This is a genomic window from Achromobacter sp. Marseille-Q4954, from assembly GCF_943737025.1.
In the GTDB taxonomy this organism is placed as follows: Bacteria; Pseudomonadota; Gammaproteobacteria; order Burkholderiales; family Burkholderiaceae_B; genus Achromobacter; species Achromobacter bronchisepticus_A.
This window is the reverse complement of record NZ_CALSFQ010000003.1, coordinates 198,627-225,245: the sequence shown is the minus strand read 5'-3', so window position 1 is coordinate 225,245 and position 26,619 is coordinate 198,627. Positions and strand designations below refer to the sequence as shown.

Genomic DNA, 26,619 nt, shown 5'->3' with positions numbered 1-26,619 from the left:
CCATGTTGAACCGACTCTTGCCCATTGCGGCGCTGCTGGCTTTGGCCGCCTTTTCCTGGAGCGGCAGCGACTACTACACCGGCCTGGCGATCAAGATCATGATCTATGCGATCTTCGCGCTCAGCCTGCAGCTGCTGGTGGGCGGCGCGGGACTGGTCAGCCTGGGCCACGCCGCCTTCTTCGGCATCGGCGCCTACGTGGCGGCGCTGCTGTCGCCGGAATCGGAGGCCGCCGGCCTGTGGTGGCTGCTGCCGGCCGCCCTGCTCGCCGCCGCAGCCTATTCGCTGGCGACCGGCGCGCTGGCGCTGCGCACCCGCGGCGTGTACTTCATCATGGTGACGCTGGCCTTCTCGCAGATGGCCTACTACGTGTTCCACGACACCAAGATCGGCGGCGGCAGCGACGGCATCTACCTGTACTTCCGGCCCGAGCTGTCCCTGGGCGGCTGGGTGCCGTTCGACCTGGGCGATGCCCGGACCTTCTACTTCTTCGTGCTGGCCTGCCTGGCGCTGACCTGGGGCTTCCTGGCGCTGCTGCGGCGTTCGCCCTTCGGCGCCGCGCTGGCCGGCATCCGCATCAACGAACAGCGCATGCGCGCGGCCGGCTACTCGACCTATCCGTACAAGCTGGCCGCCTATGTCATCGGCGCCACGCTGGCCAGCCTGGCGGGCTTTCTGTTCGCCCTGAAGGACGGCTTCGTCACGCCCGAGCTGCTGGCCTGGGAACAATCCGGCCTGGTGCTGCTGATGGTGATCCTGGGCGGCATGGGCAGCCTGGGCGGGGCGGTGCTGGGCACCGTGGCGCTGGTGCTGCTGCAGGAACTGTTCCAGTCGCAGGAGATTTTCGGCGAATACGCGCGCCACTGGCACCTGCCGCTGGGCATCGCCATCATCGCGCTGGTGGCCTTGCTGCCCAATGGCCTGGCGGGACTGCCGGCGCAACTGCGCCAACGGCGCGCGGCGCGCCTACCCGGCGCTGGCGTCGAAGCCGCCCGCGCCGCGCCCAAACCGGATGCTGCCCATGCCGGCCGCCAGCCCGCCTCCGCCCGCCTGCCCATCCAGGGAGAGCCCCATGTCTGACGTCCTGCTTGCCGCAAGCGCGGTCACGCGCCGCTTCGGCGGCCTGATGGCGGTGAACGGCGTGTCGCTGCAATTGCAGCGCGGCCAGGTCCACGCCGTCATCGGCACCAACGGCGCGGGCAAGTCCACGCTGATCAACATCCTTTCGGGCGAACTCGCGCCCAGCAGCGGCCAGGTCATGCTGGGCGGGCGCGACATCACGACCTGGCGCCAGCCCGACCGGGCCCGCGCGGGCCTGGGCCGCAGCTACCAGCGGTCCACCATCTTTTCCGAACTGAGCGTGTTCGAAAACTGCAGGCTGGCCGCGCAGGCGCGCCGCCAGCGCTTCTGGCACTGGTGGCGCTCGGCCACGGAATGCCGCCACAGCGCCGAGCTGGCGCGCCACGCGCTGGAACGCACCGGCCTGGCCGATGACGCCGCGCGCGAGGCCGGGCTGCTGCCGCATGGCCGCAAGCGCCAGTTGGAGATCGCCATGTGCCTGGCGGGCGAGCCGCAAGTGCTGCTGCTGGACGAACCCCTGGCCGGCATGGGTCCCGAGGAAACCGACCGCATCCTGGAGCTGCTGAACGCGCTCAAGCCCGGCCACGCCATCCTGCTGGTGGAGCATGACATGGACGCGGTCTTCCGCGTTGCCGAGACCATTACCGTCATGGTCAACGGCGCCGCCATCGCCAGCGGCACGCCCGCCGCGATCCGCGCCAACCCGGACGTGCGCACCGCCTACCTGGGCGAAGACAGCCATGGAGCCAGCGTATGACCGCATTGATCGAAACGGGCGGCCTGCACGTCTATTACGGCGCCAGCCACGTGCTGCGCGGCATAGACATGCATATCGCGCCAGGAGAATCCGTAGGCCTGGTGGGCCGCAACGGCATGGGCAAGACCACGCTGATCCGCAGCCTGATGGGCCACGTCAGAAGCGCCCATGGCAGCGTGCGCGTGGACGGCCGCGACTGCACCCGCGCGCAGCCGCACGCCATCGCCCGCATGGGCCTGGCCTACGTGCCCGAAGGGCGCGGCATCTTTCCCAACCTGAACGTGCGAGAGAACCTGCAGGTGGCCGCGCGCGCCGGCCGCGACGGCCGCCAGGACTGGACCTACGCCCGCGTGCTGGAAGTATTTCCGCGCCTGCGGGAACGTCTGGGCCATGGCGGCCAGCAGCTATCGGGGGGCGAACAGCAAATGCTGGCCATCGGCCGGGCCCTGATGACCAATCCCGAACTCCTGATCCTGGACGAGGCCACCGAGGGGCTGGCGCCGCTGATCGTGGCCGAAATCTGGAAAATCATCCGGCAGATTCGCGCCAGCGGCATGTCCACGCTGATCGTGGACCGCAATTACCGGGCGGTGCTGGAACACACCGACCGCTGCCTGGTGATGGAAAAAGGCCAGATCGTGCAAGACGGCGACAGCGCGTCGCTGGCCCGGCAGCCCGAGCAGCTGACGCGCTATCTGGGGGTTTAGATCACCGCTTCGATCAGGAACGGGCCGCGGCGCTTCAGGCCTTCCTGCAGCGCGCGCGCGAATCCTTCCACCGTATCCACGCTGACCGCTTCCACGCCCATGCCGCGCGCCAGATGCGTCCAGTCCAGGTACGGTTCCTCCAGGTCCAGCATGCGGCGAGCGTTGCGTCCGGGTTCCTGCACGCCCACGTTCTTCATTTCGCCGTGCAGCGTGGCATAGGAACGGTTGGCCAGGATCACCGTCAGGCAATCCAGGTTCTCGCGCGCTTGCGTCCACAGCGCCTGCAAGGTGTACATGCCGCTGCCGTCGGCTTGCAGGGTGACGACCTTGCGGTCCGGGCAGGCGACGGCGGCGCCGGTCGCCAGGGGCAGGCCGATGCCGATGGCGCCGCCCGTCAGCATGAGCCAATCGTGCGGCGCGCTGTTGACGCTGTAGAGGGGGAATTCGCGGCCTTGGGTGATGGACTCGTCGCAGACGATGGCCTGCTCCGGCAGATGGTGTGCGACCAGGATGTTGACGGCGGCGCCGGTCAGCTTGCCGGACTGCGGCACCTCGTAGCTGGCGGGAGCGGCGGCCAGGCGCGGCGCGTCCTGAGCGATGCCGAGCTCGTCGGCCAGCCACTCCAGCGCATGCGCCAGGTCCTGCTCGGGCGTGCCCAGCACCACCTGCTGGCAATCGGGCGGCGCCAGCAGGCTGGGCTTGCCGGGATAGGCGAAAAAGCCGACAGGCGCTTTCGCCCCGACCAGCACCAGATGGCGTACGTCCTTCAGCTTGGCCACCGCCAGGTCGATCGGATACGGCAGGCGGTCCACCGGGGTACGCGAGCCGCCGCGTTCGATGCGGCGGTTTGAGGTTTCCGACACCAGCCGCACGCCGGTGGCGCGCGCGATGCGGCCGGCGGCGTTCAGCGCGCGCTCGCGCAGCGCGGAACCGCCCAGCATCAACGTCGTGACTTCACCCGAGCGGATCGCGGCAACCGCCGCACGCACCGCCTCGGCCGAGGTCTGGGCCAGGGCCTCGCTCTTGGCCAGCACCGGCGCAGTATTGTCGGGCAGGTCCGTCCAGGCCGCGTCGGCGGGCAGGATCAGCGTGGCGATGTTGCCCGGCGAGCGGCGCGCCACGCCCACGGCTTCGGCGGCGTCGGCGGACAGGTCGGCGGCCTTGGTGGTGCGCTTGACCCAATGCGACATCGGACGCGCGACGCCTTCGACGTCGCTGGTCAGCGGCGCGTCGTATTGGACGTGATAGGTGGCGTGGTCGCCCACGATGTTGACCATGGGCGTGCGGGCGCGTTTGGCGTTGTGCAGGTTGGCCAGGCCGTTGCCCAACCCCGGCCCCAGGTGCAGCAGCGTGGCCGCGGGCTTGTCGGCCATGCGCGCATAGCCGTCGGCCGCGCCCGTCACCACGCCTTCGAACAAGCCCAGCACGCAACGCATCTTCGGTTTGCGATCCAATGCCGCGACAAAGTGCATTTCCGACGTGCCGGGGTTCGCGAAGCAAACGTCCACATCGTTGGCCAGCAAGGTATCGCAAAGACTATCAGCGCCGTTCATCGTTTTTCCCTGATCATTTTCCATTGGCGGTGCATGGGCGCATGCGCGCCCGCGTGACATGCATGATAGGTAGCGTAGCCGAAACCGGCTAGAGCCATTTCAGGCCGCCGTCATGGAACCATTCCACAGGTTCCGCCAAACGGAATTTGAAGGACCCGGTCAACCCAGTATCTGCCCCAGGAAGGCCTGCGCGCGTTCGGTGCGCGGCGCGCGGAAGAAATTGTCCGGCGTGTCGGCCTCGACGATGGCGCCCTGGTCCATGAAGACCACGCGGTCGCCGACTTCGCGCGCGAAACCCATTTCATGCGTCACACAGACCATGGTCATGCCGTCGCGGGCCAGCGCCACCATGGTGTCCAGCACTTCCTTGACCATTTCGGGATCCAGCGCCGAGGTGGGCTCGTCGAACAGCATGATCTTGGGCCGCATGCACAGCGCCCGCGCGATCGCCACGCGCTGCTTCTGGCCGCCGGACAACTGGCCCGGATACTTGGAGGCGTGTTGCGGGATCTTGACGCGCTCCAGGTATTCCATGGCGCGGGCCTCGGCTTCCTCGCGCGGCACGCCCTTCACCAGCATCGGCGCCAGCGTGCAGTTGTCCAGCACGGTCAGGTGCGGAAACAGGTTGAAGTGCTGGAACACCATGCCGACCTCGGCGCGGATGCGCTCGATGTTCTTCAGGTCGTCGTTCAGTTCGATGCCGTCGACCACGATGCGGCCTTGCTGGTGTTCCTCGAGCCGGTTCAAGAGCCGGATGGTGGTCGACTTGCCGGAACCGGACGGCCCGCACAGGATCAGCTTTTCTCCCGGCAGCACCTCCAGCGCCAGTTCGTCCAGCACCTTGAAGTCGCCATACCATTTGCAAACGCCCTGCATCGTGATGATAGGGGCGGCATAGTTCAATCCATCCATCGCATCAGGCCTTGGAAATGTCATGGTTTTCGCCCGCGCCGCTCCAGTAGCCCGGCACGGTCAGGCGCTTTTCGGAACGGCGGAACACGTAGGACAGCACGCTGCACATGGCGAAGTAGATGACGCCCACCATGGTGTAGACGGTCAGCGCCTGGAAGGTGGCGCCCGCCAGCATTTCGCCCGCGCGCATCAACTCGTAGACACTGATGACGGCCACCAGCGAGGTCTCCTTGATCAGCACCAGCGCGTAGTTGCCCAGCGCCGGGAACACGGTGCGCAGCGCCTGCGGCAATACGATGCGGCGCAGCCGCTGCACTTTGCCCAGGCCCAGCGCGCGCGCCGCCTCGTACTGGCCGCTGTCCACCGACTGGATGCCGCTGCGGAACAGCTCGGCCAGATAGGCGCCGAAGTTCAGCGTCAGCCCCAGCACGCCGGCGACGAAGCCATTGATGACCACGCCCATCTCGGGCAGGCCGTAGTAGATGTAGAACAGCTGCAGCAGCAGCGGCGTGCCTCGTATCACATCGATGTAGAAACGCGCGCCGCGGCTGAGCAGCCGCGACGGCGACAGGCGGCACAGACAGACGACCAGGCCCAGGGCCACCGCCAGGAATGCCGAACAGAAAAACAGCGCCAGGGTCCAGACGGTGCCCTCGGCCAGGGGGGTCAGGTACATGCGCAGGGTCGCGAGATCCAAGTCGTACTCCTTATCCGTGCCGATGCGGCGTCATTTGCTCATCAGGTCGGCCACGCCCCACTTCTGCCCGATGGCGGCAAGCTCGCCGTTCTGCTTCATCTGCGCCAGCGCGCCGTTGACCGCCTCCAGCAGCGCGGCGTTGCCCTTCTGCACCGCCATGCCCACCTGCCACTTGCGTTGCGGCTGGTAGCCCGTGTCCAGCTTCACGCCCGGGATGTTCTTGGTCTTGATCTGGTAGATGATGCTGGGCGGGTCGACGATACCCAGGTCGATGCGGCCGGCGCGCACGTCGGCCAGCAGCGTGGAATAGTCCTGGTACGTGGAAACCTTGGTGCCGGGCATGTCCTTGATCATGTTGAACTGCACCGAGTCCACCAGCACGCCAACACGCTGGCCCTTCATGTCTTCGAACTTGGCGTATTTCTTGTCTGCCTTGTCGCTGACCACGACGCCCTCGCCCCATTCGTAGACCGGCGCCGAAAAATCGATGGCGCGGGCGCGTTCCTCTGTGATGAAGAGCGGCGCGGACATCACGTCGGCGCGGCCCGAGGTCAGCGTGGGAATCAGGCCGGAGAACGGCACATCGGACAGCTTGTCCGACACCTTCAAGTGCTTGGCCACGGCCGCGGCCACGTCCACCATGATGCCCTCCAGCTGGTTCGACTTCGGATTCTTGAAGCCGTGCGGCGGCGCGGACGCCGTGGTGACCACATTCAGGCTCTGATCCGCGCGGATCTCGTCCAGCGTGCGCGCCTGCGCGCCGCCCTGAGCCAGCAGGCCGGCGACAGCCAGGCCCAGCAGAATGGATTTGAGTTTCATCGTTTTCCCCTTGGATGAAGTTGTCGGCGTGGTGAACCCGGCTCAGGCCGGACGCCCCTGCGGATACTGCTGCACCGCGACCGCCGCCAGCGCGCAGAATTCCTGCATGACGGTGGCTGCCAGGAAGGCCGTGGCCCCCTGCACGTCTTGCGGCGGCGACACGGTGTTCACGTCGAATGCCACGAAGTTCAGGCCCGCGAGCTGGCGCAACAGCGCCAGCCCTTCCTTGGCCGTGAGCCCACCCCACTCCGGCGTGCACACGCCCGGCGCGCAGGAGGGATCGAAGATGTCCATGTCGAAGCACAGGTACACCGGACGCTCGCCGATGCGCTGCTTGATGTCGGCCAGCGCGCCCTTCTGGTCCTGGTCGAAGTCGTCATAAGGCAGGATCGTGTAGCCGACCTCGCGGCCGAACTCCAGCACGCCCGGCATGAAGGAGCTGCCGCGCGTGCCGACGTGAAAGCTGGAGGCCACGTCCAGCAGCCCTTCTTCGGCGGCGCGCGTGAACGTGGTGGCGGTGTTGTAGCCGGGGATGGGATAGGTGTCGGTGTGCGAATCGAAATGCAGCACAACGAAATCCGGATGGCGGCGCGCCACGGCGCGCAGCTGCGGCAAGGTAACCGCGCCGTCGCCGCCCATGGAGATCGGAATCGCGCCCGAGTCCAGGATGGCGCCGATGCCGGCCTCGATCAGCGGATAGGACGCGTCCGGATCGCCCGGATGGCAGGCCACGTTGCCCACGTCGATGGCGCGCAGGAATTCCGGTGGGTTGTCGATGCCGTGGCGCCGGAAGATGTCCACCGGCCGCAGCAGCCTGGACTGCTCCCGAATCGCGTCCGGCCCCTGGCGCGAACCGACGCGGAACGGATGCGTGCCGCAATCGAATGGAATGCCGACCACGCAGGCGCGCGCCGCGCCCGTACCGGCGGCGCGGACGGCGGGCAGGCCCATGAACCCGGCGACGGGATGAAAACAGACTTCGGCTGGCTGCTGCACAACTCGGCTCCTGTGTGACGACCGCTGCCATGGACTAGGCTGGGATCACTATTTAGATTCGATCAAATCGCTGTGCGATATGATCGTGTCGAAATAAGAGTAGCGTGCGTACAAGCAACCGGCCAATTAGGGAGTTTCCCCTAATCGGCGGTTCTATATCCGACTAAATTAGTAAGAATAGCAAGCACGCTAGCCTGGCGCGCCTGCGCCCCGCGTGCACTGGAATCAGGCCTCGTCGCCCGCGAGCGGCATCGCGTCGCGCAGGGCGCCGCCCGGCGGCTCCATTTCATAAAAGGGGCGCGACCGCCCCAAGGTGCGCGACGCGCTGATGGCGTGCGCCGTTTCCACCACTTGCGGACCGAACACCGCCTGCGCCTGCTCGAACGACCAGCGGCTGGACGGCACCGACACGTTGACGGCCCCTACTGGCGTGCCGCCGGCATCCAGCACCGCGGCGCTGACCGTGATGTCGCCCGGATAGAACTCGCCGTTGGAGCGCGCATACCCGTGACGCCGGGCAAACTCCAGCTCGCCCTGGAGCTCGTCCATGCCGGTGATGGTGGCGGCCGTGTAGGCCTTGCGGTCGCAGCGTTCCAGGAGATCGCGCGCGACTGCGGGATCCAGCCTGGCCAGCACCGCCCGGCCCGCCGCCGTGCAGTACAGCGGCAGGCGCATGCCCACCGGCATGTTCACGAACATTTCCTTGTGGGTGGCAAAGCGCGCCACGTACACCATATCCAGGCCGTCGGGCTCGGCCAGGCTGCAGGTCTCCTGGCTGTTGCGGTTGAGCGTGTGCAGGAAGGGATTGCCGCCCAGCACCAGCGGGCTGGTCTGCACGTACTTCATGCCCAGCTCCAGCGACCAGGGTCCCAGCGAGAACTTCTTGCTCAAGGGATCCTTGCGCAGGTAGCCCAGGGTCCACAGCGTGTGGGTGAAGCGCTGCACCGAACTTTTGCTCAGCCCGGTCGCTTCGGCCAGCTCTGGCAAGGTCATGGCGGGCTGCCCCTCGCTGAAGGCGCGCAGGACGGAGACGCCGCGCGCCAGCGCGGCGATGAACAGTGGGGAATCCTCGGCGTTTCGGGTCTGCGTCATGGCGCGTTCGGGCGTCCAGTGGAAAGCGCATAGCGTACCGTAATACGGTGCGAACGTATCGCGTGGCGATGCCATAAAAAAACGGCCCGGAAATCCGGGCCGCCCTGGCTGGCGCGAACCTCAGCGGATCGGCCAGGGATACATGGCGCCGCCCTTGTTCCACAACGCATTGGTGCCGCGTTGCAGGCCAAGCTTGCTGTCCTTGCCCACGTTGCGCTCGAACACTTCGCTGTAATTGCCCACTGCCTTGATGGCGTTGTAGGCCCACTTCTCATCCAGCCCCATGTTCTTGCCCGCGCCCGGCGTCACGCCCAGGATGCGGGCGATGTTGGGGTTGTTGCTCTTGAGCATTTCATCGACGTTCTTCTGCGTGATGCCGTACTCCTCGGCTTCCATCAGCGCGAACAGCGTCCAGCGCACGATGCCCAGCCAGTTCTCGTCGCCCTGGCGCACCATGGGACCCAGCGGCTCCTTGGAGAAACGTTCCGGCAGGATTTCGTAGTCGTCCGGCTTGGCGACCTGCGTGGCGCGCACTGCGGCCAGTTGCGAGGCGTCGTCGGTGAAGGCGTCGCAACGGCCCGACTCGAAGGCGCGCACGACCTCGGTCACCTTGTCGATCACCACCGGCTTGAACTCGATGTTGTTGGTGCGGAACCAGTCGGCCAGGTTGAGCTCCGTGGTGGTGCCGGGCTGCACGCAGACCGTGGCGCCGTTGAGTTCCTTGGCGCTTTTGACGCCCAGCTTCTTGTTCACCAGGATGCCCTGACCGTCGTAGAAGCTGGCCGCCACGGCTGCCAGGCCCAGCGAGGTGTCGCGGGTCTGCGTCAGCGTGACGGTGCGCAGCAGCACATCCACCTCGCCCGATTGCAACGCCGTGAAGCGCTGCTGGGTGGACAGCGGCGTGCCCTTGAATTTGGTCGGATCACCGAACACCGCCGCCGCGACCGCGCGACAGATGTCCACGTCCATGCCTTCCCATTCGCCCTTGCTGTTGGTGGCCGAAAAGCCGGATACGCCGTCGGTCAGACCGCACTGCACGAATCCTTTTTTCTTCACGGCATCGAGGGTGGGCCCCGCCACCGCCGCCTGGGATGCGCAAGCCAGGGCAATGGCGCCGGCTGCAAACAAGATGGACCGCTTCATGATCGCTTCTCCTGAGATGGATGCCGCGCTGGCTTGTAAGCCGGCTGCGGTTGAAACCGAGCCCTGCCTTACTGGGCCGGCCGCCAGATTAAGGCATGTCCACGGCGTGAACAACGCGAAGAAGCCTAGTGGAAACCCGGGGTACCGACCGCGATTCCAGAAGGTTGCAGACCTGTCCGGTGAACGAACTTTATCCGCCTGCCAGCCCGCGATGGCCGCTTGCCTTGGTGCCATACTTTTTTCGCGTCCCGGGCCCGCCGCTGCCGGCGTCGCGATCTCTCAAAAATAACGGCCGCGACTACGCCAGCGGCCGACTCATGGAGGAGACCCAACCCATGACCCGTGCAAGCCTCTTGCAGTCCCGCCGCAGCATCCTCAAATCCCTGCTGGGCACGGCCCTGACGGCCGCCGGCCTGGCCGCCGGCGCCGGCGTCCACGCAGCGGATGACTGGCCCAGCAAGCCGATCAAGATCATCGTGCCGTACACGCCGGGCGGCTCGACCGACATCGTCACGCGCATCGTGATGGACAAGCTCGGCCCGCGTCTGAAGCAGACCATCATCATCGAGAACCGCCCCGGCGCCAACAGCAGCGTGGGCGCCGCCATCGCCGCGAAGGCGGAACCGGACGGCTACACCTTTCTTTCCATCCTTCCGGCCTACATCATCAATTTCCATCTGTACAAGCTGGGCTACAAGCCCGCCGACCTGACGCCCGTGGTGCAGATGGCGGACCTGCCCCTGTTCCTGTTCGTGGCCGAAGACATACCCGTGAAGACGGTGGCCGAACTGGTCGACTACGGCCGCAAGAATCCGGACAAGCTCACCTATGCCTCCAGCGGCAACGGTTCCAGCGCGCACTTGACCGGCGCCGACTTCGCGCTGCAAAGCAAGATCACCATGACGCACGTGGCCTACAAAGGCAGCGCCCCCATCCTGGCCGACCTGCTGGGCGGCCGCGTATCGATGGTCTTCGACCCGATCCTCGTGCCCATGCAGTACGTCAAGCAGAACCGGCTGAAGGCGCTGGCGTTCACCGGCAAGCAGCGCTGGCCGACCGAGCCCTCGATCCCGACCATGGAAGAAGCCGGCCTGCCCGGCTTCGTCACCGGTTCGTGGGCGGGCCTGATGGCGCCGGCCGGCACGCCTGCGCCGGTCATCGAGCGCATGGCGCGCGAGATCAGCGAGATCGTCAAGGAGCCCGACGTCAGGCAGAAATTCCTGGACGCGGGCTTCCTGCCGGCCAGCGGCACCACCGCGCAATTCGCGGAGCTGATGAAGACGGACTCGACGCGCTACGCCGGAATCATCAAGCAGGCCCGCATCACCTTGGACTGAAGGCGCAGGAGCCCCGCCATGATCGACAAGTTCTACGACACTCCCGAAACCGCCGTTGCGGACGTCCACGATGGCGCGACCGTGCTGATCAGCGGCTTCGGCGGCGCCGGCATGCCCACCGAACTGATCCACGCGTTGATCGCGCAGGGCGCGCGCGAACTCACCGTGGTCAGCAACAACGCCGGCAACCACGAAACCGGCCTGGCCGCGCTGATCAAGGCCGGGCGCGTGCGCAAGGTGATCTGCTCGTTTCCCAAGGCCTCGCACTCCTGGGTCTTCGACGAGTTCTACCGCCAGGGCCGCATCGAACTGGAATGCGTGCCGCAAGGCACCATCGCCGAACGCCTGCGGGCGGCCGGCGCCGGCCTGGGCGGGTTCTACACGCCCACGGCCTATGGCACCGAACTGGCGCGCGGCAAGGAAACGCGCATGATCGACGGCCGCGGCCATGTCTTCGAACATCCCTTGCATGGCGACTTTGCACTGGTGAAGGCCGACCTGGCCGACCGCTGGGGCAATCTCACCTACAACAAAAGCGCGCGCAACTTCGGTCCCGTCATGTGCATGGCGGCCAAGACCGCCATCGTGCAGGTGCGCGCCAAGGTCGCGCTGGGCGAGCTCTCGCCCGAGGCCGTGGTGACGCCGGGCATCTTCGTCAAGCGCGTCACCCAGGTGGCCAACGCCGCCTTTTCCAGCTAGGGCTGGCCGAATCCAAAGGAGTCCGCATGTTCCAACCCCTGACCCGCGAGGCCATGGCGCGCCGCCTGGCCCGGGACATCCCCGACGGCAGCTATGTCAACCTGGGCATCGGCATGCCGGTGCTGGTGGCCGCCCACCTGCCCGCCGGCCGCGAGATCGTGCTGCACAGCGAGAACGGCATCCTGGGCATGGGCCCGCCGCCCGCCGAGGCCGACATCAACCTGGACCTGATCAACGCCGGCAAGCAGCCCGTGACCCTGCTCGAAGGCGGCGCTTATTTCCATCATGCGGATTCGTTCGCGATGATGCGCGGCGGCCATCTGGATATCTGCGTCATGGGCGGCATGCAGGTTGCCGCCAACGGCGACCTGGCCAACTGGTCGCTGGCCAAACCCGGGGAGGCGCCGGCCGTGGGCGGCGCGATGGACCTGGCGGTGGGCGCGCGCAGCGTCTACATCATGATGGAACACAACAGCAAGAGCGGCGAACCCAAGATCGTCGAACGCTGCACGTATCCGCTGACGGGCGCCGGCGTGGTGGACCGCATCTATACCGACCTCGCCGTCATCGAGATCACGCCGGACGGGCTGCTGGTTCGGGATATGATCGACGGCATGACCCTCTCAGCCCTCCAGGCGCGCACTGGCGCGCCACTGCGCGCAGCCTGATGCGGCCCAATCTTCCCCCGCCCGGTTATGCCGCGCCGCTCGCGGCGGAAGATCATCCGGACCAGTTGCGCGGCGATCCGGACTACATGCTGACGCTGGCGCGCGGCCTGCATGTGATCCGCGCCTTCGGCACCCGCCGCCATCCGCAGACCGCGGCCGAACTGAGCCGCCGCGCCGGCCTGCCGCGCGCCGTGGTGCAGCGCTGCCTGCACACGTTGATCCTGTTGGGCATCGCCGAGCAACACGGCAGGCTCTATGTGCTGACGCCGCGCATCCTGGGCCTGGGCTACGCCTATTTCTCGTCCACGCCCTTCGTCTCGCTGGCGCAGCCGGTACTGGAAGAACTCAGCGCCACGATCAACGAGACCTGCGCCCTGGCCATCATGGAAGGCCACGAGATGCTGTACCTGGCGCGTTCCGAGGTCACTCGCCTGCTGGCCACCTCGATGGGGCTGGGCAGCAGGCTGCCGGCGTACTGCACCTCCATCGGGCGGGTGCTGCTGGCGCAATTGCCGGAGCCCGCGCTGGCCCGCTACTTCGCCGCGACCGAGCTGCAGCCATACACGGAATTCACGCTGGTCACCGAGGAAAAACTGCGCGCCGAACTCGCGCGCATCCGCGAACAGGATTACGCCGTCGTCGACCAGGAGCTGGAATTGAACGTGCGCGCCATCTCGGTGGCGGTGCGCTCGGCCAGCGGCAAGGCCTGCGGCGCGGTCAACGTCAGCGTCAAGGCGGCGCGGGTGCCGTTGAACCGGCTGACGGAGGAGTTCCTGCCGCCGTTGCGGCAGGCGGTGGAAAGGATCGGCGAATTTCTGGCGGCGTAGGATGGGTGAAGCACGCGAGTCCTTGCTCAAGAACTATCGCGCTTCACTCATCCTACAAGTCCGTCGTGTCCAAGACGAAAGCCGCTGCGGCGCGGCCGATGCGGTCGTTGACGGCGTGCCAGTCATCGGTAGCCGGCGGCGCCTGCACGATGATGCGCGCATAACCCTGCTTGTCCAGATCGCGCAGCAGGCCATAGAGCGCCTGGGCGTAACGCGCCGGATCGGCGGGCACGGCCTGCCACTGCACCCGGGCGTCGAGCGCGGCGGGGCGATCGCCGTAGGCGACCACCACGACCTTGCCTTCGGGCAGGCCCTGCCCCTGCACCACGTCGCGCAGCCGCGCGTCCGAGGCCAGTTCCAGCGCCGTGCGCGGCGCGTAGTGCGCCTTCAGCGTGCCCGATGCCCTGGGCGCGGCGGCGTCGGGCGCGAAGACCTGCACGCCCAGCACCGCTTCGATCTGCGCGGCGCTGATGTGGCCGGGACGCAGCAGCACGGGACCGGCGCCGCGGTCCAGGCGCGACAGGTCGAGGATGGTGGACTCGATGCCCACCTCCGACGCGCCGCCCTCCAGCACCGGCATGCCGGCCGCGACTTCCTCGGGGAACTCGCTGCGCACGTGCTCGGCGCGCGTCGGCGACACCTGGCCGAACTTGTTGGCGGACGGCGCCGCGACGCCGCCCTGCCCGTTGGGCTTGCCTGCGGCAAAAGCCGCCAGCAGCGCCTGCGCCACCGGATGCGAGGGACAGCGGATGCCGATGCTGTCCTGGCCGCCGCTGACCGTATCGGCGATGTGCGGCGCGCGCTTGAGGATCAGCGTGAGCGGACCGGGCCAGAAGGCGTCGATCAGCAGGCGCGCCTCTTGCGGCACTTCCGCCACCCAGTACGACAAATCGCCTTGCGGCGCGATGTGCACAATGACGGGATGGTTGGAAGGCCGGCCCTTGGCGGCGTAGATCTTGGCGACCGCTTGCGGGTTTTCCGCGTCGGCGCCCAGGCCGTAGACGGTCTCGGTCGGAAACGCGGCCAGCTCGCCGTCCAGCATGCGCTGCGCGGCGTGGGCGATCTCCGCGGCGCTGGCGGACGCTGACGGGGGCAAGGAAGTCATGGAATCCGCGCTTTACTCGGGAGCCTGCATGCCCAGCGCCGCCGCCACTCGGGCGGCGTCGTCACGAGCCTGCTGCAAGGTCGGCGCCACGATCGTGATGTGGCCCATCTTGCGGCCGCGGCGCGCTTCGCGCTTGCCGTACAGATGCAGCTTGGCAGTTGGCACGGCCAGCGCGGCGGCCCAATCGGGTTCGCGCTGCGCCGTGGCGGTGGCCGACGGATACCAGATGTCGCCCAGGATGTTCAGCATGACGGCAGGCGCCAGCAGATCGGAGCCGCCCAGCGGCAGGCCGGCCATGGCGCGCGCCTGCTGCTCGAACTGGCTGGTCAGGCAGGCGTCCATGGTGTAGTGGCCGCTGTTATGCGGGCGCGGCGCGATCTCATTGACGATCAGGCTGCCGTCCTTGAGCACGAAGAATTCCACGCACAGCACGCCGTGGTAGCCCAGGCCTTGCGCGATGGCTTGCGCGGCCTGCGTGGCGCGGGCCTGGCGTTCTGCGTGGGCTGCGTCCTGCTGCACCGGCGCGGCGGTCGACACCGCCAGGATGCCGTCGCGGTGCACGTTGCGCGCCACCGGGAACACCACGCTCGCGCCGTCGAAACCGCGCGCCAGCACCACGGAAATTTCGTAGTCCAGCGGCATCAGCGCTTCCAGCACGCAGGCCACGCCGCCGAATTCGGCGAAGGCGGCCAGCGCCTCCTCGCGCGTGCTGATGCGGGCCTGGCCCTTGCCGTCGTAACCCAGGCGGGCGACTTTCAGGATGCCCGGAAACAACCCTTGGGGCGCAGCGCGCAGGTCGGCTTCGCTGCGGATCGCGGCGTGCGGCGCGACAGCAATGCCCTGCGAGGCAATGAAGGTCTTTTCGGCGATGCGGTCCTGCACGATGGCGACGGCATCTCCGGCCGGGCTGACGCGGCAGCGCGTGGCCAGGGTGCGCAGGCTGTCCGCGGGCACGTTCTCGAATTCGGTAGTGACGGCCTGACAGGTCTGGGCCAGGCGCTCGAGGCCGGCTTCGTCGTCATAGGCCGCCTGGATATGCAGGTCGGCCACCATGCCCGCCGGGCATTCGGCGGCCGGATCCAGCACCGCGACCTTGTAGCCCAGGCTCTGGGCCGCGTGGCAGAACATGCGGCCCAGTTGGCCCCCGCCCAGCAATCCCAGCCAGCCGCCGGGAGCAATCATGAAAGCAGTCGATTGAGTCATTCTGATCAGGCCTCGGGCGGAACCTTCATGTCGCGCGCGGCTTGCGTCTGGCGGGCGCGGAACGCCACCAGCTTCTTGTGCAAGCCCGCGTCCGTGCCAGCCAGGGTGGCGATCAGGTGCAGCGCGGCATTGGCCGCGCCGGCTTCGCCGATCGCGAAGGTGGCCACCGGCACGCCCTTGGGCATTTGCACGATGGACAGCAGCGAATCCTCGCCGCGCAGGTACTTGGACGGCACCGGCACGCCGAATACCGGCACTTCGGTCAGCGCGGCCATCATGCCCGGCAGGTGCGCCGCGCCGCCGGCGCCGGCGATGATGCCGCGCAGGCCGCGGGCATGCGCCGCCGCGCCGTACTCGGCCATGTCCTGCGGCATGCGATGCGCGGAGATCACGCGCGCCTCATGGGGAACGCCAAAATCCTCCAGCATCGTGACCGCGTGCTTCATGACCTCCCAATCGCTGGAAGAACCCATAATCACGCCCACCACGGGGGTGGCCTCTGCCGCTGCGGAAGTCTTGGCTGTCATAACCGGTGTCGTAGAGTTGAGACCGCGGCTCAGGGCCGCGGAAAGTCAAAGGACCGCGGACGGATGCCGCGAAACCCGGTATTTTACCCGGCGCCGGCAAGGGCTATGTCGCGGAGGCGGAATCCAGCCATTGGTAGCTGGCGGGGTTGTCCGGACAAGGCCCGAAACCGCACTCCAGCGTGGTGCTGCCCACATTGGCCAGCGCCACCAGGAAAAACAGGGCCATGACCAGCACGCCCAGCACCGACACCGGCTTGCGCAACATGTTGTCGCCCCATTTGCGGTCGACCGCCAGCATCACGGCGCAGAACACGATGATGGCGGCAAAGGCGATGAACGCCCAGGTGTAGAAGTGCAGGCCCAGCAGGGGCGAACCGTAGCCCGGATCGCCCGGCGCGATGTGCAGCAGCACTTGCCGGCCGGCGGCCAGCATGCCGCCCAATGCAGCCGCGATGCTCATCGCATAGTGCATGGGCGAAGGCCCCAGCCGCATGTTCAGCAAAAAGCCCACGCCCGCTAGCAACAGCGCCACGCGCTGCAACAGGCACAGCGGACAAGGCAGTTCGTCGTAGGCGATCTGCCAGAAGAAGGCCATGCCCAGGGCGCCGGTGACGCCCAGCAGCGCCAGGCCATTGAGGACGCGCGAGCCGCGCGCGGGATTGCGGGAGAAGATCATCGCCCCGCCCTCAGAACGACAAGGCCAGCGGGCTGGTCATGTGGTACTGGCACCAGGCGGCGAACAGCGCCAGCGTCAGCAGCCAGAAGGTCACGCAGGGGCGGCGCCTGCCTAGCATGCCAAACCACACCGCGATCAGGCCAGTCAGGAAAGGCAACATCATTACCATGCTGGGAGCTCCTTTCTGGGGAACGTCCCCATGCAAGCAGCCGGGAATTATAACGTCACAATTCGCAATAAATCCTATCGAAAGCCCTGATAACCCTTGTAGGGCGGGCGCTTTCAGGGCGAAAAAGCCGCTCCATCTGAACCGTCCCGCGGAAATTGCACGTAAGGGCAACTTCCGGGGGGAGCGGCAGGGCTTCTAGCTTGCGGATGTCAGGGTTCTTTAGCCGCCGAGGCTGCCCTGCGCCATTCCGATGCTCGCCCCAATGGGGCTGCGCTTCGGATGGCTCCGGGTCCTCGGCTGGCAGTCGCCTAATGCGTAGGTTTCGGACCCCGCTCACGGGCAGATGTCGTGAGCCGGTGGCCGGGCGGAGGGATCCGAAGCGCAGCCCCACCGGGGCGAGCATCGGAATCCCGCAGTCCGGACGCCGGCGGCTCAAGAACCCTGCTTCACAAAACCGAAGTGCGATCCGGATTTTCGTCATCCGGACGCCCTAGGAGCGGGTTTTCCTTGGCCGTAAGCGTTCAGGCGACCAAGCGGTCCAGGGCTTCGCGGTACTTGGCGGCGGTCTTTTCCAGCACGTCCTGCGGCAGGCGCGGCGCGGGCGGGGTCTTGTCCCAGGTCTGGGTTTCCAGCCAGTCGCGAACGAACTGCTTGTCGAACGACGGGGGGCTGATGCCCACGCGGTAGCCGTCGGCCGGCCAGAAGCGCGAGGAATCCGGCGTCAGCACCTCGTCCATCAGGTACAGCGTGCCATCGTCGTCCAGCCCGAATTCGAACTTGGTGTCGGCGATGATGATGCCCTTGGTGGCCGCGAACTTGGCCGCTTCGGCGTACAGCTTGAGGGTCACGTCGCGGATGCGCTCGGCCATTTCCTGGCCGACTTCCTTGACTACGTGGGCAAAGTCCACGTTCTCGTCGTGCATGCCGAATTCGGCCTTGGCGGCGGGCGTGAAAATGGGTTCGGGCAGCTGGCTGGCCTGTTGCAGGCCGGCGGGCAGCTTGATGCCGCAGACGGCGCCGGTGGCCTGGTAGTCCTTCCAGCCCGAGCCGATCAGGTAGCCGCGGGCCACCGCTTCCACCAGGATGGGTTTCAAGCGCTTGACCACCACGGCGCGGCCGCGCACCTGGTCGATTTCGTCCGGCGCGACCACGTCTTCGGGCTTGATGCCGGTGGAGTGGTTCGGCAGAATGTGGGCCAGCTTCTGCAGCCAGAACTCGGTCAGCTCGGTCAGCACCTGTCCCTTGCCGGGGATGGGGTCGTCAAGAATCACGTCAAATGCAGAGATGCGATCCGATGCGACGATCAGCAACTTGTCGTCGCCCACCGCGTACATGTCGCGCACCTTACCGCGGCCCAGCAGCGGCAAGGACTTGATGCTGGATTGATGCAAAGCAGAAGTCACGGGAATGGCCTATGGCAATAATGAAGATTCCCGCCTCGGGCAGGCGCCAGGGCGGGAAGTAGAACGGAATCCGGGAACCGCGTGCAAGGCCGGCGCGACGCGCGTGGGTCTTGCGAAGCGCATAGGTTACTGCAAATGGACAGGTTTTGCCGGGCCTCCCCTCGACGCCGCCCGGCGGCCGGGTTAGGCTCTTGCCTCCCCTATGATGCGCGCCGGCCGCCTCTGGCGTCACGGCGCTGACCCCAAGCTGGAGACAGAGCCGTATGCAGGATGCTTCCCCCAAACGCAGCGCCCACGCCGACGCGCAGGTGCACCTGACTGGCGGTTGCCAATGCGGCGCCATCCGCTACGCCATCACCGATGAACCGATCATGGCGGCGACCTGTCATTGCCGGGACTGCCAATATTCCAGCGGCGGCGCCCCGGCCCATGCCCTGATCTTCCCCACCGGCTCCATCACGCTCCTGCGCGGCAACCCCAAAGAGCACCGCTACCGCGGCGAATCCGGCCATACCGTGATGCGCAGCTTCTGCGCGGACTGCGGCACTCCGCTGTTCGGCAACTCGGCGGGCATGGGCTATGACATCGTGCGGGCCGGTTCGCTGGACGATCCGGAAGCCTTCCGCGCCCGTGCCACCCTCTGGACCGACTCGGCCCCGTCCTGGCACCACGTCGACCGGACCGTGCCGCACTTTCCCCGCAACTCGCCTGCGCCCTAGCGGCGGCGCAGGCAAAAAAAAGCGGTCCGCATGCGCGGACCGCTTTTCATTGCGCCCGGGCGCCGGACGCCTCAAGCGTCCAGCCCCGCAGCTTTGCTTACTGCACCACTTGAGCCAGCTTGCCCGACGCGTATTGCGCGGCAATTTCGGTCAGCGGCAGGGCCTTGATCTTGCTGGCGTTGCCGGCGGTGCCGAATTCGGTGTAGCGAGCCACACAGATCGCCTTGGCGGCGGCGCGGGCCGGCTTCAGGTATTCGCGCGGGTCGAACTTTTCCGGGTTTTCAGCGAAGAAGCGGCGGATCGCGCCGGTCATGGCCAGACGGATATCGGTGTCGATATTGATCTTGCGCACGCCGTACTTGATGGCTTCCTGGATTTCCTCGACGGGCACGCCGTAGGTTTCCTTCATGTTGCCGCCGAATTCACGAATCTCGGCCAGCAGTTCCTGCGGCACGCTGGAGCTGCCGTGCATCACCAGGTGGGTGTTGGGCAGGCGGGCGTGGATTTCCTTGATGCGGGAGATCGACAGAATGTCGCCAGTGGGCTTGCGCGTGAACTTGTAGGCGCCGTGGCTGGTGCCGATGGCGATGGCCAGGGCGTCCAGTTGCGTGCGGCGCACGAAGTCGGCCGCTTGTTCCGGATCGGTCAGCAGCTGATCCATGGTCAGCTTGCCGTCGGCGCCGTGGCCGTCTTCCTTGTCGCCTTCCATGGTTTCCAGGGAACCCAGGCAGCCCAGTTCGCCTTCGACCGTCACGCCCAGCTTGTGGGCGGTGTCCACGACCTTCTTGGTGACTTCGACGTTGTAGTCGTAGTCGGCGATGGTCTTGCCGTCTTCCTTGAGCGAACCGTCCATCATGACGCTGGAGAAGCCCAGGTCGATGGCGCCTTGGCAGATCTTGGGCGACTGGCCGTGATCCTGGTGCATGACCACGGGGATGTGGGGATAGGATTCCACGGCGGCCTGGATCAGGTGCTTCAGGAAGCCTTCGCCCGCGTATTTGCGCGCGCCGGCCGAGGCCTGCATGATCACCGGGCTGTCGGTCTCCGCAGCGGCTTCCATGATGGCCTGGACCTGTTCCAGGTTGTTGACGTTGAAAGCGGGAATGCCGTAGCCGTGCTCGGCGGCGTGGTCGAGCAACTGGCGCATGGAGACTAGGGCCATGAGTGGTCCTCCTTAGGTACTGTCTATTGAAAGATGATTGAAGACTTGCTGAATGGGGTGATTTTACGGGGGATTCGACGAAAGGTCTTGCAACCGCCCGTATCCGGTCCATTCAGATGAGCACGAAAGGCTCAGGCCAGCCTTCGGCTCGCCCGAAGGACCGATGGCGCGGCGGGGCGCGCCGCGCCAGAAACTGCGGCGTCTACGGCCGGCCGGCGTGCGGCACGTCCACCCGGGTCATCAGGATGCAGCCTTGGTGCTTGGCGCGCCGGTTGGCCTCGATGAAGTCGGGCGCGGCCGCCATGAACAGGGTCCGCCCATCCGGCCCGCCCAGGGCGGCGGCGAAGATGCCGAATTCGCCGGTGTCGATCTGCTCCAGGATCTTGCCGCCGCGCGCCACGCGCACGATGCGCTTGCCGATGGCGTCTGCCACCCACAAGGCGCCTTCCGCGTCCAGCGCGCCGCCGTCGGGCCCGATGGCGGAAGCGGCGATCAGCACGCCCAGGTCGTCGCTGGCCGGCAAGGGGCCGAAATCGGCCCAGTCGCGGCGCGGCCCCAGCCCGCCATCGGCCAGGATGTCGAACTCGGAAATGCGGTTGCCGAAGGTTTCGTTGACGATCATGGTCTTGCCGTCCGGCGTGATGAACGAGCCGTTGGGAAAGCAGAGCCCTTCGGCCACCTGGCGCGCCGAGCCGTCGGGATCGACGCGCACGATGCCGGTATTGCGGACCGGCTCGCCCGCCATCAGGTCGAAACCGAAATTGCCCACATAGGCCCGGCCTTGCGCATCCACCACCATGTCGTTGACCGGGCCACCGGTGTACGCCGACAGGTCGGCGTGCACGGCCAACGTGCCGTCCGTCTCGCGCCGCAGCAGCTTGCGGTCCTTCATGGACGCAATCAGCAGGCGGCCGTCCGGCAGCCAGCCCAGCCCGGAAGGCTGCTGCGGCACCTTGCAGATCTGCTCGACCTTGCCCTCCAGGTCCACGGCGATGACCTGCTCGGTATAGAAGTCCGACGCCCACAGGCGGTTTTCGTGCCAGCGCAGCCCCTCCAGATAGGTGTATCCGGACGCCAGCACGGACAGTTCGCGTTTCGGCATTGCCTAGTCTCCTCATGCGGCCCCGCGCAGGGGCCTGTTGTTCGTGTGTTGCCCCAGGCTCGCGGGCGCTGGGGCTGAACCATTCTGGCATGGCGGCGAGCGATAGCGCAGCCGTTCCAAATTGATACATCTTCGCTATCGCCCGCTACTTGCCGTCGCCCCAGGAAGCGGCGCCATCCGTCCCCAACCTGACAACTGCGTGTCAGGTGTGCGGCGTTAAGATCGCGCCCCAAGGGTAAACCCGGGCCTCGCGGCCTACCCTGGCATCCCCTCTCCGGATCCTCTTGCCCGCCCTCATGCCGGCGCGCCCGCCCTGCCGGGCCAGGCAAACGATCCCTGTTTTCCGTTTTGATCATGAACACTAAGAAGCTGACGCGTTACATCGGCATCGCCATGGTGCTGGGCATCGTGGTGGGCTATTTCTGCCACAACTACGCGCAGAATGAGAAAGAGGCGTTGCAGATCGCCTCGTACTTCAGTCTCGTCACCGACATCTTCCTGCGCATGATCAAGATGATCATCGCCCCGCTGGTCTTCGCCACCCTGGTGACCGGCCTGGCCAGCATGAGCGACGCCAGCGCCGTGGGCCGCATCGGCATGCGCGCCATGGTCTGGTTCATCGCCGCATCGGCCCTGTCGCTGCTGCTGGGCCTGGCGCTGGTCAACATCTTCCAGCCGGGCGCGCACATGAACCTGGCGCTGCCGGACGCGGGCCTGACCTCGGGCCTGAAGACGGGCGACTTCACGCTCAAGGCCTTCATCACGCACGTGTTCCCGCGCAGCATCGCAGAGGCCATGGCCAACAACGAGATCCTGCAGATCCTGGTGTTCTCGCTGTTCTTCGGCGCCGCCCTGTCCTTCATCCGCGGCAAGGGCCACAACGCCATCTACAACCTGATCGACGAACTGGCCAAGATCATGTTCCGGGTGACGGACTACGTGATGCGCTTCGCGCCCCTGGGCGTGTTCGCCGCCATGGCCGCCGCCATCACCACCGAGGGCCTGGGCGTGCTGGTCAGCTACGGCAAGCTGATAGGCGAGTTCTACCTGGGCCTGGCGCTGCTGTGGGCCATTCTGTTCGCCGTGGGCTACCTGTTCCTAGGCAAGTCGACCTTCCGCCTGGGCGGTTTGATCAAAGAGCCCACGCTGCTGGCGTTCTCCACGGCCAGCAGCGAATCCGCCTACCCCAAGACCATCGAGGCGCTGACCCGTTTCGGGGTGCCCAAGCGCATCTCGGGCTTCGTGCTGCCGCTGGGCTACTCCTTCAACCTGGACGGCTCGATGATGTACCAGTCCTTCGCGGTACTGTTCATCGCCCAGGCCTACAACATCCAGATGAGCTTTACGCAGCAGCTGACGCTGCTGCTGGTGCTGATGGTCACCAGCAAAGGCATGGCCGGCGTGGCGCGCGCCTCGCTCGTGGTGGTGGCCGCGACCCTGCCGATGTTCCACCTGCCGGAAGCAGGCCTGTTGCTGATCATGGGCATCGACCAGTTCTTCGACATGGGCCGCACCGCCACCAACGTGGTCGGCAACAGCCTGGCCACCGCCGTGATCTCCAAGCTGGAAGGCAATCGCGAGGACACGGCCGATACCGAGTCCGCCGCAGCCGGGGAAGCCTCCCCGGGACAGGCCGCAAACCAGAACGCCTGAAACAGCAGGCAATGAAAAACGGGCCGCATGGCCCGTTTTTTTCATGGCTTGCGCCAGCTTGACCGGCGCCATGGCCGGGAGCAACATATAAAACCCTTCGCTCCCCATCCCGGCGCGGCACGCATGGGCGCCGCGCTCAGTTCTCATGCCATGAAACGCCTTAGCCTGCGCTGCGCCCTGGCAGCCGCGGCCCTGATGTCCGCCGCGCCCGCCTCCTACGCCTGGACCCGCATTTCCTGCGAGCTGGGCGGCACCGTGGCCAACCTGCCCGTGGTGATGCGCCAGTACCGCACCGACGGCACGGAACTGACGCAACTGATGTTTCGCTTGAAGGTCAGGAACGCGGACATCCCCGATGGCGCCCGCGCCGATACCGACTGCACCGAATTCGTCGGCCGCGAGATCGACGTGGTGCTTGAGAACACCGCGGCCGACACGGTGCGCAAGGGCAAGTCCCTGAAGATGCTGTACCGCTACGACGATTCGCTGGGCCAGAGCCAGGCGACGAAGTTCGAGCTGGATCGATAAGCACGCCCCTGGGGCCTGCGCGCCTCAGTCGTTGACCGAGCACGAGACGGGCGCGCCGTCCTCGAATTCCACGTCGTAGGTATGCACCGGATCCCAGGGCAGCGTGAACCACAGTTCATAGCCGTCGCCGTCTTCGTCGAACAGCCACAGCGCGCGCAGCACGGCATGCTGGGCCATGGCTTCGGGGGTTTCTTCCTGCAGCAGCTGGTTGTCGTCCAGGCCGAGCTTCTTGTAGTGCTCGTAGGAGTAGTTTTCCAGCAGGAACTCGGCCGCGGCAAGGATCTGGTCGTCGAGATCGTCGATGATGGCCTTGACCACCTTGGACGCGCTGCTGTCGGGCTCTTCGCCGTCAGTCTGGATCATCACGTGGATGGGCGGGCGGCCCTTGCCGGCGGCGACGTTCTCCGCGGCCCACAGATCGGGTTCCTCGGGATCCTGGGTGAAATTGAATCGTGCCATCGCAAACTCCGGAAAAAGGGCCGGCGCGCCGCGGAAATCGCGGCTGCGCCTTTCCCGTCATTTAACCAGATGCGCGGCCTCCCGGCTGCGCATGCCGGCGATGTTTTTGCGACAGGCCGGCCCTGCGCAGAAGGTGTTCAGACACGCTCCAGCGGCAGGTGCGGCAATTCGGGCAGCGCCACGCGGATCGGATCGCCGGCGCTCACCGCCCCGCCCTCGATCACGATGCCCATGATGCCGGCGCGGCGCATCAGGCTGCCGTCCGGATGGCGGCCCAGCACCGCGGCGGTCAGGCCCTGCTGGTAGTTGTCGAGCTGGGAACACGGATTGCGCAGGCCGGTGATCTCGACCACCGCCTGCGCGCCGATATGCAGGCGCGCCCCGCGCGGCAGGCCCAGCAGGTCGATGCCGCGGGTGGTGATGTTTTCGCCCATGGTGCCTTCGGCCACGTTGAAGCCGGCAAGCTGCAGCTCGTCGTGCAGCTCGCCGTGGATCAGGTGGATCTGCCGCAGATTGGGTTGCGTCGGGTCCGCCTTGACGCGGGAGCGGTGCTTGACCGTGACGCCCATGTGGGCGTCGCCTTCCACGCCCAGCCCCTTCAACAACATGATGGCCGGCACCACCGGCTTGCTGAACCCGTGCGTCGGGCTGCAGGCCACGGCTGTCACGATGGGATGCAACACATCTCTCTCCAGGAACCGGTTCAGGCCGCCACGGCCTGCGTTTCGGACGCCCGTTGCTCGCTCGCGCGCACAGACGGATAGTGCGCCGAGAATACCAGCCGCCCCGCCGACCAGGTATGGCTGATCAGCGGCTGCGTGCCCACTTGCGCCACCGCCACCAGGTCCGCGCGCAGCCCCGGCGCGATGCGCCCGCGGTCGGACAGGCCGCAAGCCTGCGCCGGATTCAGCGTCACCAGCGCGACCGCCTGCGGCAGCGTCAGGTCCGTCTGCGCGGCCACCGTGTAGGCCGCCGCGATCAACGCCGACGGCTGGTAGTCGGAGCACAGGCAGCTGGCCACGCCCGCGCGGATGGCGTCGATGGCGCGCATGGAGCCGCTCTGGCTCTGGCCGCGCAACACGTTGGGCGCGCCCAGGATGGTAGGCAGCCCGCAGGACACCGCGGCGCGCGCGGTATCCAGGGTGATCGGGAATTCGCTCATGGCCACGCCCAGGTTGCGCATGGTGGCGATGCGATGGATCGAATCGTCGTCATGGCTGGCTGTCGGTATGCCCAGCCCCTGCGCATGCGACAGCAACGCCTCCACCCGCGCTACCGCGCCGTCCTTGGCGCGCGTCTTGGCCTGCGCGGCCTCCTCGGCCTGTTCGCGGCTCATCGCGTGGTTGCCCATCATGTATTGCAGATAGGACTCCAGCGTCTTGAACTGGCCCTGGCCCGGCGAATGGTCCATGACCGACAGCAGGTCCACCGCGCCCTCGTCCATCAGCGCGCGCAGCACATCGACCGAGGTCGCGTCGGTCACTTCGTAGCGGCAATGGACGCGGTTGTCCACCAGGCTGTGCTGGCCGAAGGCGCGCACCGTGCGCACCACTTCCGCCGCCGTCTGGTTGTTGCGCACGCCCCACTCGCTGTTGGCGAAGGACAGCGCGTGATACGGCGTGGTGATACCGGCCGCGGCATTGCGGCGGTCCACCTGGGCCACCGCGAAATCCAGCGGAAACAGCACCCGCGAACGCGGCTCGGCTTCCTTTTCGATGGCGTCGCAGTGCAGGTCGATCAATCCCGGCAGCAAGGTCTGGCCGCGCAGGTCGATCTCGTAGTCCGCGCGTGCCCCGGCAGGTTCGATGGCGACGATGCGGCCATCGTCGATCAGCACGGCGCTGTCCTCCAGGACGCGGTCCTGCAGCACCACGCGGGCATGGGTGAGATAGGTGCTCTGCATCATTGCTCCAGGTCGGCCAGGGCGGGTTGGGCGGGACGCAAGGCCAGGGTCTGCGTGGCGACGGCATCGCGCACTTCGGCATCGTGGAAGATGCCCAGCAGGCAGCGGCCTTCGGCCATTGCCTCGCGGATCAGCGCGATCACGACCTGTCGGTTGTCGGCATCCAGCGAGGCGGTGGGTTCGTCCAGCAACAGGACAGGATGGCGCGCGATGAAACCGCGCGCGATGTTCACGCGCTGCTGTTCGCCGCCCGAGAACGTGGCGGGCGCCAGCCCCCACAGGCGCGGCGGCACGTTCAGGCGCTGCAGCAGGGCCGCTGCGCGGGAACGGGCCTCATCGGCCTCCACGCCCGCCGCGCGCAGTGGCTCGGCCACCACGTCCAGCGCCGACACGCGCGGAATCACGCGCAGGAACTGGCTGACGTAGCCGATCACCTCGCGCCGCAACGCCAGGATGCGCTGCTCGGGAGCGCCGGCCAGCTCCACCCATTCGTCGTTCCAGCGCACCCGGATGCTGCCCTCGGTCGCCAGATAGTTGCCGTAAAGGCAGCGCAGCAAGGTGCTCTTACCGGTGCCGGACGGTCCCGCCAGCACCAGGCAGTCACCGGCGGCCGCGTCGAAGTCGACCGACTCCAGCGCGGGCAGGCGCATGCCGCCCTGGTTATGCAGGGTGAACATCTTTCCGAGGCCCCGCACCTCGATCATGGGAGTCTTTTCAGGCATGG

29 protein-coding genes are annotated in these 26,619 nt (G+C 66.9%); 10 read left to right on the top strand and 19 right to left on the bottom strand.

Annotated elements, in window-relative coordinates; translation table 11 throughout:
• The first annotated feature begins 2 nt into the window (after positions 1 to 2).
• From NGK62_RS26660 to NGK62_RS26650, 3 genes are read left to right on the top strand one after another with little or no spacing between them, the layout of a single operon-like run.
• Positions 3 to 1,079, top strand: a complete 1,077-nt coding sequence (locus tag NGK62_RS26660; protein WP_251881128.1) for a branched-chain amino acid ABC transporter permease — start codon at positions 3 to 5, stop codon at positions 1,077 to 1,079.
• On the top strand, positions 1,072 to 1,836 hold the full coding sequence (locus NGK62_RS26655; RefSeq protein WP_251881127.1) for an ABC transporter ATP-binding protein: 765 nt from the start codon (positions 1,072 to 1,074) through the stop codon (positions 1,834 to 1,836). Before NGK62_RS26660 ends, NGK62_RS26655 begins: the two co-directional genes overlap by 8 nt.
• Entirely contained in the window at positions 1,833 to 2,543 is a 711-nt protein-coding gene (locus NGK62_RS26650) for an ABC transporter ATP-binding protein (protein WP_118932777.1), read from the top strand. Before NGK62_RS26655 ends, NGK62_RS26650 begins: the two co-directional genes overlap by 4 nt.
• Here the strand turns inward: NGK62_RS26650 and NGK62_RS26645 are convergent.
• The 7 genes from NGK62_RS26645 to NGK62_RS26615 form a co-directional block, all read right to left on the bottom strand.
• Complete coding sequence (locus NGK62_RS26645; RefSeq protein ID WP_059380196.1) at positions 2,540 to 4,096, bottom strand: acetolactate synthase large subunit; 1,557 nt, start codon at positions 4,094 to 4,096, stop codon at positions 2,540 to 2,542. The genes NGK62_RS26650 and NGK62_RS26645 overlap by 4 nt on opposite strands.
• 159 nt (positions 4,097 to 4,255) lie before the next feature.
• Entirely contained in the window at positions 4,256 to 5,008 is a 753-nt protein-coding gene (locus tag NGK62_RS26640) for an amino acid ABC transporter ATP-binding protein (protein ID WP_054451448.1), read from the bottom strand.
• Between the two features lie 4 nt (positions 5,009 to 5,012).
• Positions 5,013 to 5,705 carry an amino acid ABC transporter permease gene (locus NGK62_RS26635; protein WP_059380198.1) on the bottom strand — a complete coding sequence of 231 codons (693 nt, stop codon included), beginning with the start codon at positions 5,703 to 5,705 and terminating at the stop codon, positions 5,013 to 5,015.
• Positions 5,706 to 5,735: 30 nt separating this feature from the next.
• Positions 5,736 to 6,524: an ABC transporter substrate-binding protein gene (locus NGK62_RS26630; protein WP_059380199.1), complete on the bottom strand. Its 789-nt coding sequence runs from the start codon at positions 6,522 to 6,524 to the stop codon at positions 5,736 to 5,738.
• Positions 6,525 to 6,566: 42 nt separating this feature from the next.
• Complete coding sequence (locus NGK62_RS26625; RefSeq protein WP_059380213.1) at positions 6,567 to 7,475, bottom strand: arginase family protein; 909 nt, start codon at positions 7,473 to 7,475, stop codon at positions 6,567 to 6,569.
• A 270-nt stretch (positions 7,476 to 7,745) separates the two neighbouring features.
• Entirely contained in the window at positions 7,746 to 8,612 is an 867-nt protein-coding gene (locus NGK62_RS26620) for an IclR family transcriptional regulator (protein WP_059380200.1), read from the bottom strand.
• A 120-nt stretch (positions 8,613 to 8,732) separates the two neighbouring features.
• The gene (locus tag NGK62_RS26615) at positions 8,733 to 9,755 is read right to left on the bottom strand and encodes an amino acid ABC transporter substrate-binding protein (protein ID WP_118932778.1); all 1,023 of its coding nucleotides are present in this window, start codon (positions 9,753 to 9,755) and stop codon (positions 8,733 to 8,735) included.
• Positions 9,756 to 10,090: 335 nt separating this feature from the next.
• On the opposite strand from NGK62_RS26615, the gene NGK62_RS26610 reads away from it, so the two are divergent.
• The 4 genes from NGK62_RS26610 to NGK62_RS26595 are packed head-to-tail and all read left to right on the top strand — an operon-like array spanning position 10,091 to position 13,286.
• On the top strand, positions 10,091 to 11,092 hold the full coding sequence (locus NGK62_RS26610) for a Bug family tripartite tricarboxylate transporter substrate binding protein (RefSeq protein ID WP_059380202.1): 1,002 nt from the start codon (positions 10,091 to 10,093) through the stop codon (positions 11,090 to 11,092).
• Between the two features lie 18 nt (positions 11,093 to 11,110).
• Positions 11,111 to 11,791: a 3-oxoacid CoA-transferase subunit A gene (locus NGK62_RS26605; RefSeq protein ID WP_059380203.1), complete on the top strand. Its 681-nt coding sequence runs from the start codon at positions 11,111 to 11,113 to the stop codon at positions 11,789 to 11,791.
• 26 nt (positions 11,792 to 11,817) lie between these two features.
• Complete coding sequence (locus NGK62_RS26600) at positions 11,818 to 12,459, top strand: 3-oxoacid CoA-transferase subunit B (RefSeq protein WP_118932779.1); 642 nt, start codon at positions 11,818 to 11,820, stop codon at positions 12,457 to 12,459.
• Positions 12,459 to 13,286, top strand: coding sequence for an IclR family transcriptional regulator domain-containing protein (locus NGK62_RS26595; protein ID WP_118932780.1), 828 nt, complete (start codon positions 12,459 to 12,461; stop codon positions 13,284 to 13,286). The genes NGK62_RS26600 and NGK62_RS26595 overlap by 1 nt, the downstream gene beginning before the upstream one ends.
• A gap of 52 nt (positions 13,287 to 13,338) precedes the next feature.
• Here NGK62_RS26595 and NGK62_RS26590 read toward each other — a convergent pair whose 3' ends face one another.
• The 6 genes from NGK62_RS26590 to NGK62_RS26565 all read right to left on the bottom strand — a co-directional run bounded on the left by NGK62_RS26590 (position 13,339) and on the right by NGK62_RS26565 (position 18,369).
• The gene (locus tag NGK62_RS26590; protein ID WP_251881125.1) at positions 13,339 to 14,391 is read right to left on the bottom strand and encodes an L-threonylcarbamoyladenylate synthase; all 1,053 of its coding nucleotides are present in this window, start codon (positions 14,389 to 14,391) and stop codon (positions 13,339 to 13,341) included.
• A 12-nt stretch (positions 14,392 to 14,403) separates the two neighbouring features.
• Positions 14,404 to 15,594 carry a 5-(carboxyamino)imidazole ribonucleotide synthase gene (locus tag NGK62_RS26585; protein WP_118932781.1) on the bottom strand — a complete coding sequence of 397 codons (1,191 nt, stop codon included), beginning with the start codon at positions 15,592 to 15,594 and terminating at the stop codon, positions 14,404 to 14,406.
• Positions 15,595 to 15,599: 5 nt separating this feature from the next.
• Positions 15,600 to 16,121 carry a 5-(carboxyamino)imidazole ribonucleotide mutase gene (purE, locus tag NGK62_RS26580; RefSeq protein ID WP_054451468.1) on the bottom strand — a complete coding sequence of 174 codons (522 nt, stop codon included), beginning with the start codon at positions 16,119 to 16,121 and terminating at the stop codon, positions 15,600 to 15,602.
• A gap of 103 nt (positions 16,122 to 16,224) precedes the next feature.
• Positions 16,225 to 16,797, bottom strand: coding sequence for a disulfide bond formation protein B (locus tag NGK62_RS26575; RefSeq protein ID WP_059380208.1), 573 nt, complete (start codon positions 16,795 to 16,797; stop codon positions 16,225 to 16,227).
• Positions 16,798 to 16,807: 10 nt separating this feature from the next.
• On the bottom strand, positions 16,808 to 16,966 hold the full coding sequence (locus NGK62_RS26570) for a DUF5993 family protein (protein WP_013395673.1): 159 nt from the start codon (positions 16,964 to 16,966) through the stop codon (positions 16,808 to 16,810).
• A gap of 521 nt (positions 16,967 to 17,487) precedes the next feature.
• Complete coding sequence (locus NGK62_RS26565) at positions 17,488 to 18,369, bottom strand: phosphoribosylaminoimidazolesuccinocarboxamide synthase (RefSeq protein WP_059379453.1); 882 nt, start codon at positions 18,367 to 18,369, stop codon at positions 17,488 to 17,490.
• Positions 18,370 to 18,632: 263 nt separating this feature from the next.
• Here NGK62_RS26565 and NGK62_RS26560 point away from each other — a divergent pair, with 263 nt between their 5' ends.
• Positions 18,633 to 19,088, top strand: coding sequence for a GFA family protein (locus tag NGK62_RS26560; protein WP_059379454.1), 456 nt, complete (start codon positions 18,633 to 18,635; stop codon positions 19,086 to 19,088).
• A gap of 97 nt (positions 19,089 to 19,185) precedes the next feature.
• Here the strand turns inward: NGK62_RS26560 and fba are convergent, their stop codons facing one another.
• Together fba and NGK62_RS26550 are read right to left on the bottom strand one after the other, a co-directional pair.
• Entirely contained in the window at positions 19,186 to 20,250 is a 1,065-nt protein-coding gene (gene fba, locus NGK62_RS26555; protein ID WP_059379455.1) for a class II fructose-bisphosphate aldolase, read from the bottom strand.
• Between the two features lie 202 nt (positions 20,251 to 20,452).
• Positions 20,453 to 21,352, bottom strand: coding sequence for an SMP-30/gluconolactonase/LRE family protein (locus tag NGK62_RS26550; protein WP_059379456.1), 900 nt, complete (start codon positions 21,350 to 21,352; stop codon positions 20,453 to 20,455).
• A gap of 354 nt (positions 21,353 to 21,706) precedes the next feature.
• Between NGK62_RS26550 and NGK62_RS26545 the strand changes: the two genes are divergently transcribed.
• Both NGK62_RS26545 and NGK62_RS26540 read left to right on the top strand, forming a co-directional pair.
• Positions 21,707 to 23,005 (top strand): dicarboxylate/amino acid:cation symporter, encoded by a 1,299-nt coding sequence (locus tag NGK62_RS26545; protein WP_059379498.1) that lies wholly within the window; start codon positions 21,707 to 21,709, stop codon positions 23,003 to 23,005.
• A gap of 150 nt (positions 23,006 to 23,155) precedes the next feature.
• Positions 23,156 to 23,533: a hypothetical protein gene (locus NGK62_RS26540; protein ID WP_059379499.1), complete on the top strand. Its 378-nt coding sequence runs from the start codon at positions 23,156 to 23,158 to the stop codon at positions 23,531 to 23,533.
• Positions 23,534 to 23,557: 24 nt separating this feature from the next.
• Here the strand turns inward: NGK62_RS26540 and NGK62_RS26535 are convergent, their stop codons facing one another.
• From NGK62_RS26535 to phnL, 4 genes are all read right to left on the bottom strand, one after another.
• The gene (locus tag NGK62_RS26535; protein ID WP_054451475.1) at positions 23,558 to 23,992 is read right to left on the bottom strand and encodes a hypothetical protein; all 435 of its coding nucleotides are present in this window, start codon (positions 23,990 to 23,992) and stop codon (positions 23,558 to 23,560) included.
• Positions 23,993 to 24,129: 137 nt separating this feature from the next.
• Complete coding sequence (locus tag NGK62_RS26530) at positions 24,130 to 24,672, bottom strand: MOSC domain-containing protein (RefSeq protein WP_059379500.1); 543 nt, start codon at positions 24,670 to 24,672, stop codon at positions 24,130 to 24,132.
• A gap of 23 nt (positions 24,673 to 24,695) precedes the next feature.
• On the bottom strand, positions 24,696 to 25,895 hold the full coding sequence (locus NGK62_RS26525; RefSeq protein ID WP_059379457.1) for an alpha-D-ribose 1-methylphosphonate 5-triphosphate diphosphatase: 1,200 nt from the start codon (positions 25,893 to 25,895) through the stop codon (positions 24,696 to 24,698).
• On the bottom strand, positions 25,895 to 26,617 hold the full coding sequence (phnL, locus tag NGK62_RS26520) for a phosphonate C-P lyase system protein PhnL (protein ID WP_251881123.1): 723 nt from the start codon (positions 26,615 to 26,617) through the stop codon (positions 25,895 to 25,897). The genes NGK62_RS26525 and phnL overlap by 1 nt, the downstream gene beginning before the upstream one ends.
• Positions 26,618 to 26,619: the final 2 nt, after the last annotated feature.